This window comes from Streptomyces sp. NPDC028928 (genome assembly GCF_055564915.1).
On sequence record NZ_JBVHVI010000013.1, the window covers coordinates 284,653 to 302,249 of the forward strand.

At 72.8% G+C, this 17,597-nt stretch carries 18 protein-coding genes; 17 read left to right on the forward strand and 1 reads right to left on the reverse strand.

The features are described 5' to 3' along the window. Window positions 1-31 precede the first annotated feature (31 nt). Window positions 32-1,195, forward strand: a complete 1,164-nt coding sequence (locus ACZ4U1_RS29995; protein ID WP_467907279.1) for a hypothetical protein — start codon at window positions 32-34, stop codon at window positions 1,193-1,195. Here the strand turns inward: ACZ4U1_RS29995 and ACZ4U1_RS30000 are convergent. Continuing rightward, window positions 1,132-2,364 carry an MFS transporter gene (locus ACZ4U1_RS30000; RefSeq protein WP_467907280.1) on the reverse strand — a complete coding sequence of 411 codons (1,233 nt, stop codon included), beginning with the start codon at window positions 2,362-2,364 and terminating at the stop codon, window positions 1,132-1,134. The genes ACZ4U1_RS29995 and ACZ4U1_RS30000 overlap by 64 nt on opposite strands. Before the next feature lie 143 nt (window positions 2,365-2,507). On the opposite strand from ACZ4U1_RS30000, the gene ACZ4U1_RS30005 reads away from it, so the two are divergent. The 16 genes from ACZ4U1_RS30005 to ACZ4U1_RS30080 all read left to right on the forward strand — a co-directional run bounded on the left by ACZ4U1_RS30005 (window position 2,508) and on the right by ACZ4U1_RS30080 (window position 17,596). Next, window positions 2,508-2,954, forward strand: coding sequence for a DUF6010 family protein (locus ACZ4U1_RS30005; protein ID WP_467907281.1), 447 nt, complete (start codon window positions 2,508-2,510; stop codon window positions 2,952-2,954). A 2-nt stretch (window positions 2,955-2,956) separates the two neighbouring features. After that, entirely contained in the window at window positions 2,957-3,550 is a 594-nt protein-coding gene (locus ACZ4U1_RS30010; protein ID WP_467907282.1) for a TIGR03086 family metal-binding protein, read from the forward strand. A gap of 935 nt (window positions 3,551-4,485) precedes the next feature. Then, window positions 4,486-4,863, forward strand: a complete 378-nt coding sequence (locus ACZ4U1_RS30015; RefSeq protein ID WP_467907283.1) for a hypothetical protein — start codon at window positions 4,486-4,488, stop codon at window positions 4,861-4,863. A gap of 178 nt (window positions 4,864-5,041) precedes the next feature. After that, a complete protein-coding gene (locus tag ACZ4U1_RS30020) occupies window positions 5,042-5,347 on the forward strand; it encodes a hypothetical protein (protein WP_467907284.1) in 306 nt (101 codons plus the stop codon). A 37-nt stretch (window positions 5,348-5,384) separates the two neighbouring features. Continuing rightward, window positions 5,385-5,666, forward strand: a complete 282-nt coding sequence (locus ACZ4U1_RS30025) for a hypothetical protein (RefSeq protein WP_467907285.1) — start codon at window positions 5,385-5,387, stop codon at window positions 5,664-5,666. A gap of 36 nt (window positions 5,667-5,702) precedes the next feature. Beyond that, on the forward strand, window positions 5,703-6,455 hold the full coding sequence (locus ACZ4U1_RS30030; protein WP_467907286.1) for an MBL fold metallo-hydrolase: 753 nt from the start codon (window positions 5,703-5,705) through the stop codon (window positions 6,453-6,455). A 119-nt stretch (window positions 6,456-6,574) separates the two neighbouring features. Next, window positions 6,575-7,231, forward strand: coding sequence for a GntR family transcriptional regulator (locus ACZ4U1_RS30035; protein WP_467907287.1), 657 nt, complete (start codon window positions 6,575-6,577; stop codon window positions 7,229-7,231). Next, window positions 7,228-8,139 (forward strand): dihydrodipicolinate synthase family protein, encoded by a 912-nt coding sequence (locus tag ACZ4U1_RS30040; RefSeq protein ID WP_467907288.1) that lies wholly within the window; start codon window positions 7,228-7,230, stop codon window positions 8,137-8,139. The genes ACZ4U1_RS30035 and ACZ4U1_RS30040 overlap by 4 nt, the downstream gene beginning before the upstream one ends. Beyond that, window positions 8,136-9,866, forward strand: a complete 1,731-nt coding sequence (gene araD / locus ACZ4U1_RS30045; protein WP_467907289.1) for an L-arabinonate dehydratase — start codon at window positions 8,136-8,138, stop codon at window positions 9,864-9,866. The genes ACZ4U1_RS30040 and araD overlap by 4 nt, the downstream gene beginning before the upstream one ends. A 97-nt stretch (window positions 9,867-9,963) precedes the next feature. After that, window positions 9,964-10,899, forward strand: a complete 936-nt coding sequence (locus ACZ4U1_RS30050) for a carbohydrate ABC transporter permease (protein WP_467907290.1) — start codon at window positions 9,964-9,966, stop codon at window positions 10,897-10,899. Beyond that, on the forward strand, window positions 10,896-11,780 hold the full coding sequence (locus ACZ4U1_RS30055; RefSeq protein WP_467907291.1) for a carbohydrate ABC transporter permease: 885 nt from the start codon (window positions 10,896-10,898) through the stop codon (window positions 11,778-11,780). Before ACZ4U1_RS30050 ends, ACZ4U1_RS30055 begins: the two co-directional genes overlap by 4 nt. Beyond that, window positions 11,777-12,940 carry a Gfo/Idh/MocA family protein gene (locus ACZ4U1_RS30060; protein WP_467907292.1) on the forward strand — a complete coding sequence of 388 codons (1,164 nt, stop codon included), beginning with the start codon at window positions 11,777-11,779 and terminating at the stop codon, window positions 12,938-12,940. Before ACZ4U1_RS30055 ends, ACZ4U1_RS30060 begins: the two co-directional genes overlap by 4 nt. Then, window positions 12,940-13,785: a DUF6807 domain-containing protein gene (locus ACZ4U1_RS30065; protein ID WP_467907293.1), complete on the forward strand. Its 846-nt coding sequence runs from the start codon at window positions 12,940-12,942 to the stop codon at window positions 13,783-13,785. The genes ACZ4U1_RS30060 and ACZ4U1_RS30065 overlap by 1 nt, the downstream gene beginning before the upstream one ends. Next, window positions 13,782-15,293: a glycoside hydrolase family 43 protein gene (locus tag ACZ4U1_RS30070; RefSeq protein WP_467907294.1), complete on the forward strand. Its 1,512-nt coding sequence runs from the start codon at window positions 13,782-13,784 to the stop codon at window positions 15,291-15,293. The genes ACZ4U1_RS30065 and ACZ4U1_RS30070 overlap by 4 nt, the downstream gene beginning before the upstream one ends. 80 nt (window positions 15,294-15,373) lie before the next feature. Continuing rightward, window positions 15,374-16,714, forward strand: a complete 1,341-nt coding sequence (locus tag ACZ4U1_RS30075) for an ABC transporter substrate-binding protein (RefSeq protein ID WP_467907295.1) — start codon at window positions 15,374-15,376, stop codon at window positions 16,712-16,714. 102 nt (window positions 16,715-16,816) lie between these two features. Next, the gene (locus ACZ4U1_RS30080; protein WP_467907296.1) at window positions 16,817-17,596 is read left to right on the forward strand and encodes a rhamnogalacturonan acetylesterase; all 780 of its coding nucleotides are present in this window, start codon (window positions 16,817-16,819) and stop codon (window positions 17,594-17,596) included. Window position 17,597: the final 1 nt, after the last annotated feature.

Consider the following 17,597-nt stretch of genomic DNA (forward strand, 5'->3'; position numbering starts at 1 on the left):
AGTACGGCCACGCCTCGCCGGAGGAGGACGCGTGAAGGCATCGGCGTTCGTCTACCCCTGGGACGTCGTCGGCGACCCCGGCGCCCCCGCCCGCATCGCCGGACTCGGCGTCGAGCAGGTCACCCTCGCCGCCGCCTACCACTCCACCCGCGCACTGACCCCGCGCCACCCCCGCCACCGCATCGTCACCGCCGAGTACGCGGCCGTCCTCTACCCGCCGGGCGACCGCTGGGCGGGCCGCGGCCTGCGCCCCCACCCCGCCGGACGCTGGGCCCCGGGCAACACCTACGGCGAGGCCGCCGACGCCCTCGCCGCGGCCGGTCTGGAGGTGCACACCTGGGTCGTCCTCGCCCACAACTCCCGCCTGGGCGCCGAACACCCCGACACCTCCGTCGTCAACGCCTATGGCGACCGCTACCCGTGGGCGCCCTGCGTCGCCCAGCCCGCCACGCGCGCGTACCTGGTCGACCTGGCCGCCGAGGCCGCCGTACGCCCCGGCGCGCACGGCACCGAACTGGAGTCCCTCGGCTGGTACGGGCTGGCGCACCTGCACGCCCACGACAAGACCGCCGGCGTCGGCCTCGGGGACGCCGGGCAGTACCTGATGTCCCTGTGCTTCTGCCCGTCCTGCCGGACCGGCTACGGCGAGCAGGGCCTGGACGCCGACGCGCTCGCCGCGGCCGTCCGCGAGGCGCTGGAACCGCTGTGGCGGTGCACGGCCGACGACGAGGGCTGGCCGACCGTGGAGAAGCTGCTCGGCGAGGACACGGCGACCGCCACGCGCGCGTGGCGCGACACCACCGCCCGCACCCTCCAGGAGGAGGCCGTCGCCGCCGTACGCGCCGCCGCACCCGACGGCTTCCAGATCCTGCTGCACGCCGACCCGGTCTCCTACCACTGCGGCGCCAACGCGGGCGTCGACCCCGCGCACATCCTGTCCGTGACCGACGGCGTCGTGGTGCCCTGCACCGGCGGTACGGCCCTGCTGGCGCCCTTCGCCGGGCAGGCGCGGGCGGGGACGGTGCTGGCCGCCAACCTCACCGTCGTCTCCGGCATGGGCGGCAGCCCCGGCACGCTCGCGGCGGACGCCGCACGCGCGCGTGCCGACGGCGCGACGGAACTGCGGCTGTATCACGCCGGGTTGGCGTCGGACGGGGACCTCGCGGCGGTCCGGGAGGCACTCTCCACGCGCTGAGCCAGCGGCAGCGCCGTCAGCAGCAGCGCCAGGCCGTACAGCGGCAACAGCAGTGCGGGGCCGGCCAGTTCGACCAGGCCGGCCCCGAGGGCCAGGCCGAGCACGTTCGGCGTGAAGACCAGCGTGTGGGCGGTGGCCGTCACCCGGCCGAGCAGCGGGCCGGGGGTCTCCCGCTGGACCGCGGTGAGCGCGGCGATCAGCACACAGGGCAGGCCCAGGCCGCTCGCCGCGCCGGAGGCCCACGCCACCGGGTCCCACGGCACCGCCCGCGCCGCCACCGCGGCCCCCGTCAGCGCGATCCCGGCCGCCGCGAGGCGCCGCGCGCCCAGCCGCCGCAGCGCCGGACCGGCGAGCAGCCCGGCGGCCACCGAGCCGGCGCCCTGGACGGCGTACAGCACACCCGTGTAGGCGGGGGAGTGGCCGAGGCGGTCGACCACGGCGTACAGCGTCGTGCTGCACAGCGCCGTCAGCAGCATGGTCGTACCGCCCGCCCGGACCAGCGGGCGCAGCAGCGGATGGCCCCACAGGTGCCGGACGCCCTGCGCGGTCTGCCTGCGCCAGCCGTCGCCGGAGCGGGCGGGCGGTTCCTCGCGCACCCGCAGCAGGCCGCACAGCCCGGCGGCGAGCACGAAGGTCGCGGCGTCCAGGCAGGCCACGGCCGGACCGCCGTACACCGTGTAGAGGCCGGCCCCGGTCAGCGGGGCGACGAGCTTCATGCCCTCCGTGACGGCCATCCGCAGCCCGTTGAAATCACCGAGGAGCTCCGGGCCGACCACGGCGGTCACCAGCACCGACTCGGCGGCGTCGTGGACGACCCCGGCGGTGCCGTACAGGAACAGGACGGTGAACAGCAGCCACAGGCGGCCGGCGGAGTCGACGGCGAAGAGAGTGAGCAGCAGGGCCGCGAGGCCCAGGTTCAGGGCGATCAGCAGGGGCCTGCGCGGGAGGCGGTCGGCGAGCGTGCCCAGGGCCGGGCCCGCCAGGGTGGGCGCCCACATCGCGAGCATGCACAGGGCGGCCAGGCCGTCGGACCCGGTCAGCTCCTTCACCCACACGCCCGACGCCAGCCACAGCGAGGAGGTGCCGAAGCCGGACACCACCAGGCCCGTGAGGTACAGCCCCGCGTCGCGGTCCCGCAGCACGCGCAGCAGGGTCAGGGAAGTAGTCATGCCCGGTCATCGTGCGGCTGAGGAGGGGGGCCGCGGATCGGGAAGACGCCCAGGTTCCCGGCCGGGTGTAGCGGCGACAATCCGTCGGAACCTGGCACTCATGCCCCTGGGGCGCCCGGGCCCGGAAACCTACCGTCGACCGCATGCGCTATCTCGCCCCCCTTCTCATCGGTCTGCTCTACGTCACCCTCATGTCCCTCGTCCCCGAACCCCACCGGCGCCGCCTCAACGCGGTCATGGTCGCCGGTGCCGGGGCCGCCTACCTCAGCGGCGGCGGACTCGGCGGCTGGGAGTTCGCGTTCACGGCGGTCGCCACCTACATCGCCTACAAGGGCCTGGACTCCTGGGCGTTCATCGGCGTCGGCTGGCTGCTGCACACCGCGTGGGACGTCGTCCACCACCTCAAGGGCCACCCGATCGTCCCCTTCGCCCACGACTCGTCGTTCGGCTGCGCGCTGTGCGACCCGGTGATCGCCGTCTGGTGCCTCGGCGGCGGCCGTGCGCCGTGGGAGTGGGCGCGCCGCACCGATGAGTTTCCGGGGGCCCGCCGGTCAGCCCTTCGTACGGAGAGCGCGACCCTGAAGGAGTGAGCATGACCATGGTGGACCTCGGCCCGCAGACCAGGATCGTGGCCCGGCTCGCGGAGTCGGTGACCGACGAGCAGCTGACCGCCGCGACACCGTGCCCGGACCACGCCGTGCGCAACCTGCTGGGCCATCTGCTGATGCTGTCCGTGGCCTTCCGGGACGCCGCCCGCAAGGACCTCGGCACGACGACCGACACCGACCCGGACACCGCCGCCTGGGACATCGGCCCCGGCTGGCGCGAGGAGCTGCCGAAAGCACTGGACGAGCTGGCCGACGCCTGGCGCGACCCGGCCGCCTGGACCGGCGGCACCCGCGCCGGCGGAGTGGACCTGCCGGGCGCGGTCGCGGGCGCCGTCGTCGCCGACGAGCTGGTGATCCACGGCTGGGACCTGGCCCGCGCCACCGGCCAGGACTACGCCCCCGACCCCGCCGCCCTCGACTCGGCCCTCACCTTCCTGCGAGCCGCAGCCGACGACCCGGACCGCGCCAACGGCCCGTTCGGCCCGATCGTCCCGGTCCCCCCGGAGGCACCCCCACTGGACCGGGCGGTGGGACTGAGCGGCCGAGACCCGGGATGGCGGCCACCGCGACGGGTCTGAGGGGACAGGCTGGGGGCGTCGCGGGCGTGGGCCAGGGGGCCGCGCGCCGGACGACGTTCACAGGTGCCTGAGGGAGGAGGTGGGGCGGGCGTCCGGGTGTGTCTGGGGGGCGAGGTGGGGCGGTGTCCGGGTGTGCCTGAGGAGGGAGGTGGGGCGGGCGTCCGGGTGTGCCTGAGGGGCGAGGTGCGGTGGGCGTCCGGGTGTGCCTGAGGGCGAGGGTGTGGGCGCGCCGGGTACGGCTCAGGGGGGCGGGGCTCGGGTGGGGCCCGCGGGCGCGTGCGAGCGGCCGAGGGGGGGGTGGTGCGCGCAGGGCTGCCTGAGTGGCGGGGCGTGGGGGCCTGCCGGTGTGTGCCTGGGTGGACGGTGCTTGGCGGTGCTCGGCGGCGTTGTCGCAGCGGTCGGGAGCCGGCGTGGTGCCCGCAGGGGCTGGCTGAGTGGCGGGGGCCTGGGGTGCCTGCCGGTGTGCCTGAGTGGCCGGGGCCTGGGTGGTGCGCGCGGGGGGGCCTGAGTGGCCGGGGCCTGGGTGGCGCCTGCCGGTTTCGTGTCTGAGTGTCCGGAAGCCGGGACGGAGTCCGCCGGTGTGTGGCTGAGTGGTCGGAAGCCGGGATGGAGTCCGGCCGGTGTGCCTGAGTGGCCGGGGCCTGGGTGGTGCGCGCGGGTGGGTGCCTGAGTGGCCGGGGCCTGGGTGGTGCGCGCGGGTGGGTGCCTGAGTGGCCGAGGCCTGGGTGGAGCCTGCCGGTGCGTGCCTGAGTGGCCGGAAGCCGGGATGGAGCCTGCCAGTGTGTGTCTGGGTGGCCGGAAACCGGGACGGAGTCCGCAGGGGTGTGTCTGAGTGGCCGGGGCCGTTGGCGGGGCTGGGACTGAGTAGTCGAGCGGGACCCGTATGAGTAGGTCGGCCGGTGTGCCGGGCCGGGCGGCGCCGGTTCACTGGTCGCATGACGACATCGCAGATCGCGCCGGTTCCGTCCCCGTCCGGCAAGGGCGAGCGGGACCCCCGGGGCTGGGTGGCCCCGGCGGTCGCCACGGCCCTGATGGTCCCGCTCGGCCCGCTCGCCCTCCTCTTCGGGGGACTGTCCGCCATGGCCACGGACAGCTGCGGCCCCGACGACTGCTCGGCCGCCCTCGACACGGCCCTGGCCTGGATCTACGGCATGCTCCAGATCGGCGGCCCGCTCTCCGGCGCGGCCCTGCTCACCGCCTGGCTGCTGCCCTGGACGCGCCGCTGGTCGGTGACGCGCGTCTGGTTCGCCCTCGGTGCGCTGGTCCCGCCGCTGGCCGTGCTGTTCCTGGTGTTCACGCTCCCCGCGCCCTGACCCCCCTCCGCCGAGTGCCCCTGACAATCACCGTCCTCGGTGCCCTCTCGCCCCCCGGCCCCGACCCCATATGGCCGGACCCTGGGCCGACCGGCGGTCGCCGGGCGGCGGAAGTGGCGCATCCGGCCTACGGTGCCCCTGAGAGGGGCCAATCCGATCGGGTACGGAGGAGACCACCATGCAGGAGCACTACGTGTGGGTGACGACGCGCCGCCTTCAGCCGGGCACGCTGGAGGACTTCGAGAGGGCGTGGCGCCCGGAGCCCGCACCGCAGGGCCTGCACCGGGCCTACGCCTACTGGTCCGAGGACGGACAGGAGGTCACCGGAGTGTCCTTCTGGGACTCCCGGGAGGCGTGTGACGCCTGGCGGGGCTCCGAGTCGGAGGCGCGGCGGCGGGCGGCCATGGCCCCGTACGTCGCCGAGGAGCGCGAAGGCTTCTACCGCGGCCGCGAACTCGCCCTGCCCAGCACCACCCGCGGGTGAACGCGGCGCCCCGGGTCACCGCGCCCACGGTGGAGACATGAGCGGGATCGTCGTCGTGTACGAGCTCGAACAGCCCGTGACCGCACGCACCCCTGCGGACGGACCGCCCGACGCGGAACGGCTCCCCCGCAGGGTGCACGCGGCGCCCGCCGCCCCCGGCCGGCCCGACGCCGCCGGCCCGCGGACCCTGTGCGGCAAGGACACCTTCGCCATGACGAAAGCTCCTCGGCCGCCTTCTCCGCGCCCCGGCGAGCCGTGGTACCCCGGCGCGTACGCGTCCGTGGTCTGCCCGGAGTGCGACGCGGTGATGGAGATCTGACCTGACCCGGGCCCGTCGCGTCGTACGCTCCTTCCCATGCCGCTCACCCTCACCGTCCTCGGCACCGCCTCGCCCCACCCGGGCCCCGACCGGCCCTGCTCCGGGTACCTGCTGTCCGGCGGGGGCGCCGAGGTGTGGGTGGACGCGGGGCCCGGGACGTTCGCCGCGTTGCAGCGGCACATGGATCCGGCGCGGCTCACCGCGATCTGGATCTCGCATCTGCACGCCGATCACAGCGCGGATCTGCTGGCCGCCGCCTACGCGTTCGCCTTCGGCGGGATGACCCCGCCCGCGCCCGTCCCGGTGTACGCGCCGGAGGGCTGCGCACGCCGGCTGGCCGGCTTCTTCGGGCGGCCGGACGTCGGCTTCCTGAAGGGCGTCTTCGACTTCCGGGACCTGTACGACGGCCACGACGTCCGGCACTGGAACCTCCGGCTGACCGCCCGCGCCGTCGCCCACGACACCGAGGCGTACGGGCTGCGCGCCGAATGCCAGGGCAGTGTGTTCGCGTACTCCGGGGACAGCGGACCCTGCCCCGCGCTCATCGAACTCGCCGCCCGCGCCGACCTGTTCCTGTGCGAGGCCGACATCGACGTGCATCGCGATGGCGAACAGGTCCACATGACACCGGAGGACGCCGGCCGCATCGCCGGCGAGGCCCGGGTGCGGGAACTGCTCGTCACCCATGTCGGCCCCACGCTCAGCCGCGAGTCGGCCACCGCCCGGGCCGCCACCGCCTCCGGCCGGCCCACGTTCACCGCCGTCGAGGGCCACATCCACAGCGTCTGAGCGCGCCCCGACTTCCTTTGTCAGAAGCATTGACGAAACCCTGGCCCCCTCCTACCTTCAACGCGTCGTACTTCGTACGTCATATATGAGACGCGATATGTGAGATCCGAGAGGGCCGCATGACCTCTGTGCCCACCCCGATCCCGTCCCGCACGCAGTACGTGCTGGACGCGATCAAACACCGCATCCTCACCGGACAGCTGGCCCCCGGTCAGCCCCTGGTCGAGGCGGAGCTGGCCGCGCAGTTCGGGGTGTCCAAGACCCCGGTGCGGGAGGCGCTGAAGACCCTCGCCGGGACCGGACTGGTCGTGATGAGCCAGTACAAGGGCGTCACGGTGCGCATGGTGGACGCGGACATGGCGCGCGAGGTCTACGACGTACGGCTGCTGCTCGAACCCGAGGCCCTGCGCCGGGCCGTCGCGCGAGGCGCCTCCCTCGACGCCGCCCGGTCCGCGCTGACCCGCGCCGACACCGCCACCGACACCGCCGAACGCTCCCTCGCCAACCGGGACTTCCACCGCGCCCTCTACCTGCCGTGCGGTAACCCGCTGCTCGGCAGGATGCTGGACGAGGTCCGTGACCAGGCCGCCCTCGTCTCCGCCGTCGCCTGGTCCGCCGACCCCTCCTGGGAGCGGGAGGCCGAGGAACACCGGCAGATATTGCGGCTCGCGCTGGACGGCGACGCGGACGGTGCCGCCGGCGCCCTGCACGCCCACATCGCGTCCTTCGTACGCCGTGCGTTCCCCGAGCCCCTCCCCGAGGAAGGTCAGAAATGAGCAGCGTGACGTTCGAGACCCAACGGGCGGCCCTGGCCGACGTGGTGGCCATCCCGGTGACTCCCTTCGCCGCGGACGGCTCCGTCGACACCGGCACCCACCGGGCCCTGCTGCGTCGCCTGCTCGACGGCGGGATCAGGACGCTCACCCCGAACGGCAACACCGGCGAGTTCTACGCCCTCACCCCCGAGGAGCGCCGCCTGGTCACCGAGCTGACCGTCGAGGAGGCCGGCGACCGCGCCACCCTGCTGGTGGGCGTCGGGCACGACCTGCCCACCGCGATCGCCTCCGCCCGGCACGCCCGCGACGCCGGCGCCGCCATGGTCATGGTCCACCAGCCGGTGCACCCCTACGTCTCGGCGGCCGGCTGGGTCGACTACCACCGGGCCATCGCCGAGGCCGTGCCGGAGCTGGGTGTGGTGCCGTACCTGCGCAACCCCCAGCTCCCCGGCGCCCGGCTCGCCGAACTCGCCGACCACTGCCCGAACGTCATCGGCGTCAAGTACGCCGTCCCGGACGCCGCCCGGTTCGCCGCCTTCGCCCGGGACGCGGGTCTGGACCGCTTCGTGTGGGTCGCCGGCCTCGCCGAACCGTACGCGCCCTCCTACTTCTCCGCCGGCGCCACCGGCTTCACCTCCGGACTGGTGAACGTCGCCCCGGCCGTCTCGCTGAACATGATCGAAGCGCTTCGATCCGGTGACTACCCGGCCGCCATGAAGGTCTGGGAGCAGATCCGCCGCTTCGAGGAGCTGCGCGCCGCGCACGGCAACGCCAACAACGTCACCGTCGTCAAGGAGGCCCTCGCCGCGCTCGGCCTGTGCCGCCGGGACGTCCGCCCGCCGAGCAGGCCGCTGCCGGAGGACGAGCGCGCCGAGGTCGCCGCCATCGCCGCCGGGTGGTCGATATGACCGGCAGGAAGCGTCCCGAGGAACTCCGAAGCCACCAGTGGTACGGCACCGACGGGCTGCGCTCCTTCAGCCACCGGGCCCGCACCCGCCAGCTCGGCTACCTGCCCGAGGAGCACCTCGGCAAGCCGGTCATCGCGATCCTCAACACCTGGTCCGACATCAACCCCTGCCATGTGCACCTCCGGGACCGCGCTCAGGCCGTGAAGCGCGGTGTGTGGCAGGCGGGCGGCTTCCCGCTGGAGTTCCCGGTCTCCACCCTCTCCGAGACCTTCCAGAAGCCGACCCCCATGCTCTACCGCAACCTGCTCGCCATGGAGACCGAGGAGCTGCTGCGCTCCTACCCGGTCGACGGCGCGGTGCTCATGGGCGGGTGCGACAAGTCCACGCCCGCGCTGCTGATGGGCGCCGCCTCGGTGGACCTGCCCGCCGTCTTCGTACCGGCCGGGCCCATGCTGCCGGGCCACTGGCGCGGAGAGGTCCTCGGCTCCGGCACCGACATGTGGAAGTACTGGGACGACAAGCGCGCCGGCCTCATCGGCGACTGCGAGATGGCCGAACTGGAGAGCGGCCTGGCCCGCTCTCCCGGCCACTGCATGACCATGGGGACGGCGTCCACGCTCACCGCCGCGGCCGAAGCCCTCGGCGTGACGGTCCCGGGTGCCTCCAGCATCCCGGCGGTGGACTCCGGACACGACCGGATGGCCGCCAAGGCCGGTCTGGTGGCCGTCGAACTGGTCCACCGGGACCGGAAGCTGAGTCAGATCCTCACCCGCGAGGCCTTCGAGGACGCCGTCACCACCGTGCTCGGCCTCGGCGGCTCCACCAACGCCGTCATCCATCTGATCGCCATGGCGGGGCGGGCCGGGGTCAGGCTCACGCTCGACGACTTCGACCGGATCGCTCGGACGGTCCCGGTGCTGGCCAACGTACGGCCGGGCGGACAGACGTACCTCATGGAGGACTTCCACTTCGCGGGCGGCCTGCCCGGGTTCCTCTCCCGGATCCCGGACCTGCTCCACCTGGAGCGGCCGACCGTCTCGTACGACACGATGCGCGAGCAGATCACCGGCGCGCAGGTGCACGACGACGACGTCATCCGGCCCCGCGACAAACCGGTCGCGAACGAGGGCGGGGTCGCCGTGCTGCGCGGCAACCTCTGCCCGGACGGCGCCGTCATCAAGCACATCGCCGCCGAGCCGCACCTGCTCGAGCACACCGGTCCGGCCGTCGTCTTCGACGACTACAGGACGATGCAGCGCACCATCAACGACCCCTCGCTCGGCATCACCGCCGACAGCGTGCTGGTGCTGCGCAACGCCGGTCCCAAGGGCGGCCCGGGCATGCCCGAGTACGGCATGCTGCCCATCCCCGACCACCTGCTGAAGCAGGGTGTGCGGGACATGGTCCGGATCTCCGACGCCCGGATGAGCGGCACGAGTTACGGCGCCTGCGTCCTGCACGTCGCCCCGGAGTCGTACATCGGCGGCCCCCTGGCGCTCGTCCGCAGCGGGGACCTCATCACCCTGGACGTCGAGGCCCGCAGCCTCCACCTCCACGTGGACGACGCGGAGCTGGACCGGAGGCGGGCCGAGTGGACCCCGCCGCCCGCCCGGTACGAGCGCGGCTACGGCGCCCTCTACAACGAGCAGATCACCCAGGCCGACACCGGCTGCGACTTCGAGTTCCTGGCCCGCCCGGGCACCGTGCCGGACCCGTACGCCGGCTGAACCCCGCACACCGGCCGTCGAAGCGCTTCCGTCACGTGTACGGAGCAAGCGCTTCCCACACCCGCTGTATTTGCCCCACTGCGAACGGAGAACAGTCATGGCCCAAGCCGCAGCCGTGGCGAAACCGCCCGCGCCACCCCGGCGGCGCCGTGCCTCCGCGACCCCGCGCAGGCTGCCGTACCTGCTGATCGCCCCGGCGGGCCTGCTGATGCTGGGCTTCATCGCCTACCCGGTGCTCAGCGTCTTCTACTACAGCCTGCAGGACTACAACCCCACCAAGCCATGGCGGAACGGCTTCGCGGGCCTCGACAACTTCACCCGGGCCTTCGCCCACGACCCGCAGTTCTGGGACACGCTGACCTTCAGCGCCAAGTGGGTCGTGGTCGAGGTCGGGCTGCAACTGCTCTTCGGCCTGGCGCTGGCGCTCATCGTCAACCAGACCTTCGTCGGGCGGGCGCTGGGCCGTGCGCTGGTCTTCTCGCCCTGGGCCGTCTCCGGTGTGCTGACCTCCGCGATCTGGGTGCTGCTCTACAACTCCCAGACGGGCATCACCCGTTACCTGGCGGACGCGGGGCTGGGCTCCTACGGCACCAGCTGGCTGTCCGACACCTCCACGGTGTTCCCGGCCGCCGTGGTCGCCGACCTCTGGCGAGGCGTCCCCTTCTTCGCGATCCTCATCCTCGCCGACCTCCAGTCCGTCTCCAAGGACCTCTACGAGGCCGCCGAGGTCGACGGGGCCGGCCGGCTCAAGCAGTTCTGGCACATCACCCTGCCCCACCTGAAGGACGCCATCGTGCTCTCCACGCTGCTGCGCGCGGTGTGGGAGTTCAACAACGTCGACCTGCTCTACACGCTGACCGGCGGCGGCCCGGCGGGGGAGACCACGACCCTTCCCCTCTACATCGCCAACACCAGCGTCGACGCCCACAACTTCGGCTACGCCTCCGCCCTGACCACGGTGGCGTTCGTGATCCTGCTCTTCTGCTCGATCGTCTATCTGCGGCTGAGCAAGTTCGGAGGTGACTCCAAGTGATCACCGAGATCGCTCCCGCACCCGAGAAGGTGGCGGCCGAGCCCGCCCGGACCGGCCGCAAGCGCCGCTCCTGGGACGAGGTCCCGCGCTGGCAGATCTACGTCCCCCTGGGGGTCTATCTGCTCTTCACCCTGATCCCGTTCTACTGGATCCTGCTCTTCGCGCTCCGCCCGGCCGGCTCCACCTCGCTGGTCCCGTGGCCCATGACCTTCGAGCACTTCGAGAAGGTGTGGACCGAACGCAGCTTCGGCACCTACTTCGCCAACAGCGTCTACGTCGGCCTCGCCACCCTGGTGCTGACCACCGTGGTCGCCCTGGCCGGCGGGTACGCGCTCGCCCGCTTCGACTTCCGGCTCAAGCGCGGCTTCATGCTGGCCCTGCTGTGCTCCCAGTTCGTGCCGGGCGCGCTGCTGCTGGTGCCGCTGTTCCAGATCTTCGCCAAGCTGTCGATGATCAACTCCCTGGGCAGTGTCGTCATCGCCGAGACCGTCTTCCAGCTGCCGCTGTCGATGATCCTGATCAGCGGGTTCATCCGGAACGTGCCGTACTCCCTGGAGGAGGCCGCCTGGGTGGACGGCTGCAACCGGCTCACCGCCTTCCGGATCGTGGTCCTGCCGCTGCTGCGGCCCGGGCTGATCGCCGTCGGCTCCTTCGCCTTCGTGCACGCCTGGAACCACTTCCTGTTCGCCCTGATGTTCCTCTCCGACCAGAGCAAGCAGACCATCCCGGTCGGCCTCAACACCCTGATGAGCGCGGACAGCGTCGACCTGGGCGCCCTGGCGGCGGGCGGCATCATCGCGGCCGTGCCCGTGGTGATCGTGTTCGCCTTCATCCAGAAGTGGCTGATCACCGGCTTCAGCGCGGGGGCGGTGAAGGGATGAGCGTCGACGTCGTCCTCGCCGGCGCGCGCGGCCACGGCCGCTGGCACCTGGAGAACATCCGCCGGCTCCAGAGCGCGGGCCTGGTCCGGCTGGCCGGGATCTGCGAGCTGACCCCGCTGACCGAGGAGGAGATCCCGGACGGACTCGGCACGCCCGAGCAGTCCGCCGACCTCGGTGCGCTCCTGGACTCCACCGGCGCGAGGATCGCCGTGATCTGCACGCCCATCCCCACCCACACCGACCTGGCCCTCACCGCCGCCGCGCGCGGGGTGCACCTGCTGCTGGAGAAGCCGCCCGCGCCCTCGTACGCCGAGTTCCGCCGTATGGCCGACGGGGTCGGAAAGGCCGGGGTGGCCTGCCAGATCGGCTTCCAGTCGCTCGGCTCGCACGCGGTCCCCGCGATCCGGCGCCTCATCGCCGAGGGCGCGATCGGCGAGGTCACCGGGGTCGGCGGCGCCGGGGCCTGGGCCCGGGACGAGGCCTACTACCGGCGGGCGCCCTGGGCGGGCCGGCGGCGGCTGAACGGGGCCGACGTGGTCGACGGGGTCCTCACCAACCCCCTCGCGCACGCCGTCGCCACCGGCCTCGCCCTGCTCGGCACGGTCCGCGCCGAGGACGTCACCGGCATCGAGACCGAACTGCTGCGCGCCAACCCCATCCAGTCCGACGACACCTCCTGCGTCCGCGTCCACACCCCGCGCGGCCCGGTCACGGTCGCGGCGACCCTGTGCGCCGAACACCCCGGGGAGCCGTACGTGCTGGTGCACGGCAGCAGCGGCCGGATCACCTTCTGGTACAAGCAGGACCGGGTGCTGCTCCAGCGCACCGGCCACGGCCCGGAGGAGACCGAGTACGGCCGCACCGACCTGCTGGAGAACCTCGTCGGGCACCTGGAGCACGGCACGGAGCTGCTCGTCCCGCCGGACGACACCGGCGCCTTCATGCGGGTCGTCGAGGCCGTCCGCACGGCCCCCGACCCGGCGCCGCTGCCCGAGCACGCCTGGCGGCTGCTGCCCGCCGAACACCGCCGGATCGTGCCCGGCATCGACGGCCTGGTCGCCGCGGCCGCCGCCACCCTCGCCCTCTACTCCGAACTGGGCGTCCCCTGGACCCTGCCCAGCCCCCTGGCCGACGACCTGCCGAACGAGGTGAGCACCTGATGACGTCCCCCGACAGCCTGGTCCTGCGGGTCGCGGGCCGCCCGGTCGGCCGCTACGTCACCCGGCCCGAGCTGCCCGCCCGGCTCTCCCCGCGCCCCTATCTGCACCCCGTCACCACCCTGGCCGGCACGGCGGTCACCGAGGTGAGTCCCGCCGACCACGCACACCACCTCGGCGTCGGTGTCGCCGTTCCCGACGTCGAGGGGCACAACTTCTGGGGCGGCCGGACCTTCGTCCGCGACCAGGGCCCGACCGAACGCGACAACCACGGCGCCCAGCGGCACACCGGCTTCCAGCTCCGCGACCCCGACGGCTTCGTGGAGGAGCTGCGCTGGGTCGCCGCCGGAACCGAGCTGCTGCGCGAGCGCCGTACGGTCGCGGCCACCGGACTCACCGACACCGCCTGGGCGCTGGACTTCACCTTCTCCCTCACCAACGTCACCACCGAGCCCCTGTCGATCGGCAGCCCCGCCACCAACGGCCGGCACGGCGCGGCCTACGGCGGTTTCTTCTGGCGGGCCCGCAAGGAACCCCGCGCCCCGGAGGTCTTCACCGCCGACCGGGAGGGCGAGGCGGCGACGCACGGCACCCGCGCCGACTGGCTCGCCCTGACGGGCGAGGGCTGGACGCTGGTCTTCGCCGGGGCCACCGCGGACACCCGCCGGGACCCGTGGTTCGTCCGGGCCGCCGAGTACCCCGGCGTGGGCTCCTCCCTGGCGCACACCGAGCGGCTGGCCGTGCCGCCCGGCGAAACCGTCGTACGCCGGGTGGTCACGGTCGTCGCCGACGGCACCCTGACCCGGGGCGAGGCGGCGGCCCTGGCCCGCAAGGCGGTGAGCCAGTGAGCACCACCGGCACCTACACCAACCCGGTGCTGAACGCCGACTGGTCCGATCCGGACGTGGTCCGCGTCGGCGACGACTTCTACCTCACCGCCTCCAGCTTCGGCCGCGCCCCCGGCCTGCCCCTGCTGCACTCCCGCGACCTCGTCCACTGGACCCTCGTCGGCCACGCCCTCGAACGTCTCGAACCCGAGGAGGAGTTCACGGCACCCCGGCACGACCGCGGGGTCTGGGCACCCTCCATCCGGTACCACGACGACCGCTTCTGGATCTTCTGGGGCGACCCCGACCAGGGCGTCTTCCAGGTCAACGCCCCGGAGATCCGCGGCCCGTGGACCCGCCCCCACCTGGTCAAGGCCGGCAAGGGCCTGATCGACCCCTGCCCGCTGTGGGACGACGAGACCGGCGAGGCCTACCTCGTGCACGCCTGGGCCAGGTCCCGCTCCGGCGTCAAGAACCGGCTCACCGGCCACCGGATGCACCCCGACGGCACCTCGCTGCTCGACGAGGGCAAGGTGATCGTCGACGGGGACCGCATCCCCGGCTGGTTCACCCTGGAAGGGCCCAAGCTCTACCGGCACGACGGCTGGTTCTGGATCCTCGCCCCCGCCGGGGGAGTGGAGACCGGCTGGCAGGGCGCGTTCCGCTCGCGCGGCTTCTTCGGCCCGTACGAGGAACGGATCGTCCTGGAGCAGCGGGACACCGACGTCAACGGCCCGCACCAGGGCGCCTGGGTGCGCACCGCGGCCGGCGAGGACTGGTTCCTGCACTTCCAGCAGCGTGGCCCCTACGGCAGGGTGGTCCACCTCCAGCCGATGCGCTGGGGGGACGACGGATGGCCGGTCCTCGGCGACGAGGGCGCCCCCGTCGCCGTACACCGCCGGCCCGACCTGCCGCCGCAGCCGCCCGCCGCGCCCGCCACCGACGACGACTTCCCCGGCGGACGGTACGGCCGCCAGTGGCAGTGGACCGCCAACCCGGGCGACGGCTGGGCCACCCAGACCTCCGCGGACGGCCTGCGGCTGACCTGCGTCCGCTCGGCCGACGCCCACGATCCGCGCAAGCTGCCGAACGTCCTCACCCAGCGGCTGCCCGGCCTGCCGAGCGCGGTCGAGGTCGAGCTGCGGCTGGACGGCACCGAGCCGGGCGCGCGGGCGGGGCTCGTGGTGCTCGGGGACGCGTTCGCGTGGATCGGCCTGGAGCGCGGGAGCGACGGGACGGTCCGGCTCGTGCACCGGTTCGCGGAGGCGGTGGCCGAGCGTGAACGCGACGCCGGGGTGCCGTGCCTCGCCCCCGAGGGGCGGGCGCGGCTGCGGATCGAGGCCGGGGCCGGGGCGCGCTGCCGGTTCCGGTACGACCTCGGGGACGGCCTCCGCCCGTCCGGGCCCGTCTTCGCGGCCACCCCCTGGCGCTGGGTCGGCGCCCTGCTCGGCCTGTTCGCCGTCGCACCGGAGGGACCGGGGCCCGCGGGGACGGCGACGTTCACCCGGTTCCGGATCACGCCCCTGTAGTCCCCGAGGAAGCCGCGTCGGGAGCGGCCACTGACCCCCACGCCCCATCTCCCGTTGGATCCAGAAGAAGAGAGCCGACCATGACAAGCAGCATCCGTATCCGCAGAAGCAGGCGCGCCGCCCTGGCCGTCGCCCTGGGATCCGTCCTCGCCCTGACCGCCACCGCCTGCGGCGACGACGGCAGCGGCAGCGCGGGGGACAAGGGGAACGAGGGCTCCGGCAAGGGCACGATCACCTTCTGGGACAACAACGGCGGTGTCCGCACCGACGTCTGGAAGCAGATCATCGCCGACTTCCAGAACAAGTACCCCGACATCAAGGTCGACTACGTGGGCGTGCCCGCCGCGAGCGTGCAGTCCAAGTACGACACCGCCATCCAGGGCGGCGGCCTGCCCGACGTCGGCGGTGTCGGTACGGCGATGCTGGCCGAGGTCGCCGCGCAGGGCGCGCTGGAGCCGCTGGACGACCGGATCTCCGGCAGCCCGCTGAACGGCAAGCTCAACACCAAGTTCCTGGAGGGCGTGAAGGCCGCCGGCGGGGACGGCAAGACGTACACCGTGCCGACCTCCGCGAACAACGGCACGCTCTGGTACCGCACCGACCTGTTCGGCGCGGCCGAGCTGGACCCGCCGACCACCTGGACGAACTTCTACAAGGCCGCCGGCAAACTCACCGACAAGGACAAGAACGCGTTCGGGTACACCATCCGCGGTGGCGAGGGCTCCATCGCCCAGGCCCTGGACGCCATGTACGGGCAGAGCGGGATCACGTCCTTCTGGAACGGTGACAAGACCACCGTCAACGACCCGAAGAACGTCGCCGCGCTGGAGAAGTACGTCGGCCTGTACAAGAAGGACACCCCGTCCGCCGACGTGAACAACGACTTCACCAAGATGGTCGCCCAGTGGGATTCCGGCACGATCGGAATGCTCAGCCACAACCTGGGTTCCTACGCCGACCACGAGAAGGCCCTGAAGGGCAAGTTCAGGGGCATTCCCAACCCGACCCTGGACGACGGGACCCGGGTGCAGGTGTCCAACCCGGTCGACGGGCTCGCGTTGTTCAAGTCCAGCAAGAACAAGGCCGCCGCGTGGAAGTTCATCGAGTTCGCCGCCTCGCACGCCTCCAACAGCAAGTGGAACCAGGTCGCGGGGCAGGTGCCGGCGAACACGGAGGCGGCGCAGGACGCGTGGGTGCGGGCGTCGGAGCCCACGAAGCTGGCCGCGGAGGCGTTGAACGGGGCCAGCACGAAGATCGTTCAGTTGCCGTACTACCTGCCTGACTGGAACACCATTTCCAAGGCGGACAACGAGCCGAACTTCCAGAAGGTGCTGCTGGGGAAGTTGAGTGCGAAGGAGTTCCTGGACCTGTTGGCCGATCAGCTCAATGCCGCGCAGGCCGACTGGAAGAAGAACCACTGACGGCTCGGGTGGTCGTGGTTGTGGGGGACTGCGGGTTCCTTGTGGCTGGTCGCGCAGTTCCCCGCGCCCTGGACAGCTCCCTGCATTCGAAAGGTACCCTTCGTGTCCCTCACGCGTAGACAAGTCACCTCCGCCGCGATTGCCGCCGTTCCCGTTGTCGGTCGTTCCCGTCGGGAATCTCGCACCCTCTACATCGCCGGTGATTCGACGGCCGCACAGAAATACGCCGACGCCGCTCCCGAAACCGGGTGGGGCATGGCGCTGCCCTTCTTCCTTCGGAAGGAGGTCAAGGTCGCCAATCACGCCGTGAACGGGCGGAGTTCGAAGAGCTTCGTGGAGGAAGGGCGGCTCGACGCGATCCTCGCCGGGATCCGGCCCGGGGACTTCCTGCTCATCCAGTTCGGGCACAACGACGAGAAGTCCAGCGACCCGTCCCGCTACACCGAGCCGTGGTCGACGTACCAGCAGTACCTGCGGCTCTACGTCGAGGGCGCCCGCGCTCATGGCGCCCGGCCGGTCCTCGCCACCTCCGTCGAGCGCCGCAAGTTCGACGCCGGGGGCAACGCCCTGCCGACCCACGGCGAGTACCCGGCGGCCGTGCGGGCGCTGGCCGGGCAGGAGGGTGTCGCGCTGCTGGACATCGAGGCGCTGTCGCTCGCGCTGTGGCAGCGGCTCGGGGTGGAGGAGACGAAGACCTACTTCAACTGGACCGCCACCGAACAGGACAACACGCACTTCAACCCGCCCGGCGCGATCGCCGTGGCCCGGCTCGTGGCGCAGGAGCTGCTGCGCACCCGGGTGCTGGCCCGGCGCGACGTCGTACGGCTGCACGAGGACGTCCCGGCGTCCTGGATCACCTGGCCGCCCGCACCCGCATCCTGAC

What these genes read in the sequence shown, in the direction of transcription:
- ACZ4U1_RS30000 (WP_467907280.1), bottom strand. Translation starts at nt 2,364, where the DNA reads ATGACTACTTCCCTGACCCTGCTGCGCGTGCTGCGGGACCGCGACGCG.
- ACZ4U1_RS30005 (WP_467907281.1), top strand. Translation starts at nt 2,508, where the DNA reads ATGCGCTATCTCGCCCCCCTTCTCATCGGTCTGCTCTACGTCACCCTC.
- ACZ4U1_RS30010 (WP_467907282.1), top strand. Translation starts at nt 2,957, where the DNA reads ATGACCATGGTGGACCTCGGCCCGCAGACCAGGATCGTGGCCCGGCTC.
- ACZ4U1_RS30015 (WP_467907283.1), top strand. Translation starts at nt 4,486, where the DNA reads ATGACGACATCGCAGATCGCGCCGGTTCCGTCCCCGTCCGGCAAGGGC.
- ACZ4U1_RS30020 (WP_467907284.1), top strand. Translation starts at nt 5,042, where the DNA reads ATGCAGGAGCACTACGTGTGGGTGACGACGCGCCGCCTTCAGCCGGGC.
- ACZ4U1_RS30025 (WP_467907285.1), top strand. Translation starts at nt 5,385, where the DNA reads ATGAGCGGGATCGTCGTCGTGTACGAGCTCGAACAGCCCGTGACCGCA.
- ACZ4U1_RS30030 (WP_467907286.1), top strand. Translation starts at nt 5,703, where the DNA reads ATGCCGCTCACCCTCACCGTCCTCGGCACCGCCTCGCCCCACCCGGGC.
- ACZ4U1_RS30035 (WP_467907287.1), top strand. Translation starts at nt 6,575, where the DNA reads ATGACCTCTGTGCCCACCCCGATCCCGTCCCGCACGCAGTACGTGCTG.
- ACZ4U1_RS30040 (WP_467907288.1), top strand. Translation starts at nt 7,228, where the DNA reads ATGAGCAGCGTGACGTTCGAGACCCAACGGGCGGCCCTGGCCGACGTG.
- araD (WP_467907289.1), top strand. Translation starts at nt 8,136, where the DNA reads ATGACCGGCAGGAAGCGTCCCGAGGAACTCCGAAGCCACCAGTGGTAC.
- ACZ4U1_RS30050 (WP_467907290.1), top strand. Translation starts at nt 9,964, where the DNA reads ATGGCCCAAGCCGCAGCCGTGGCGAAACCGCCCGCGCCACCCCGGCGG.
- ACZ4U1_RS30060 (WP_467907292.1), top strand. Translation starts at nt 11,777, where the DNA reads ATGAGCGTCGACGTCGTCCTCGCCGGCGCGCGCGGCCACGGCCGCTGG.
- ACZ4U1_RS30065 (WP_467907293.1), top strand. Translation starts at nt 12,940, where the DNA reads ATGACGTCCCCCGACAGCCTGGTCCTGCGGGTCGCGGGCCGCCCGGTC.
- ACZ4U1_RS30075 (WP_467907295.1), top strand. Translation starts at nt 15,374, where the DNA reads ATGACAAGCAGCATCCGTATCCGCAGAAGCAGGCGCGCCGCCCTGGCC.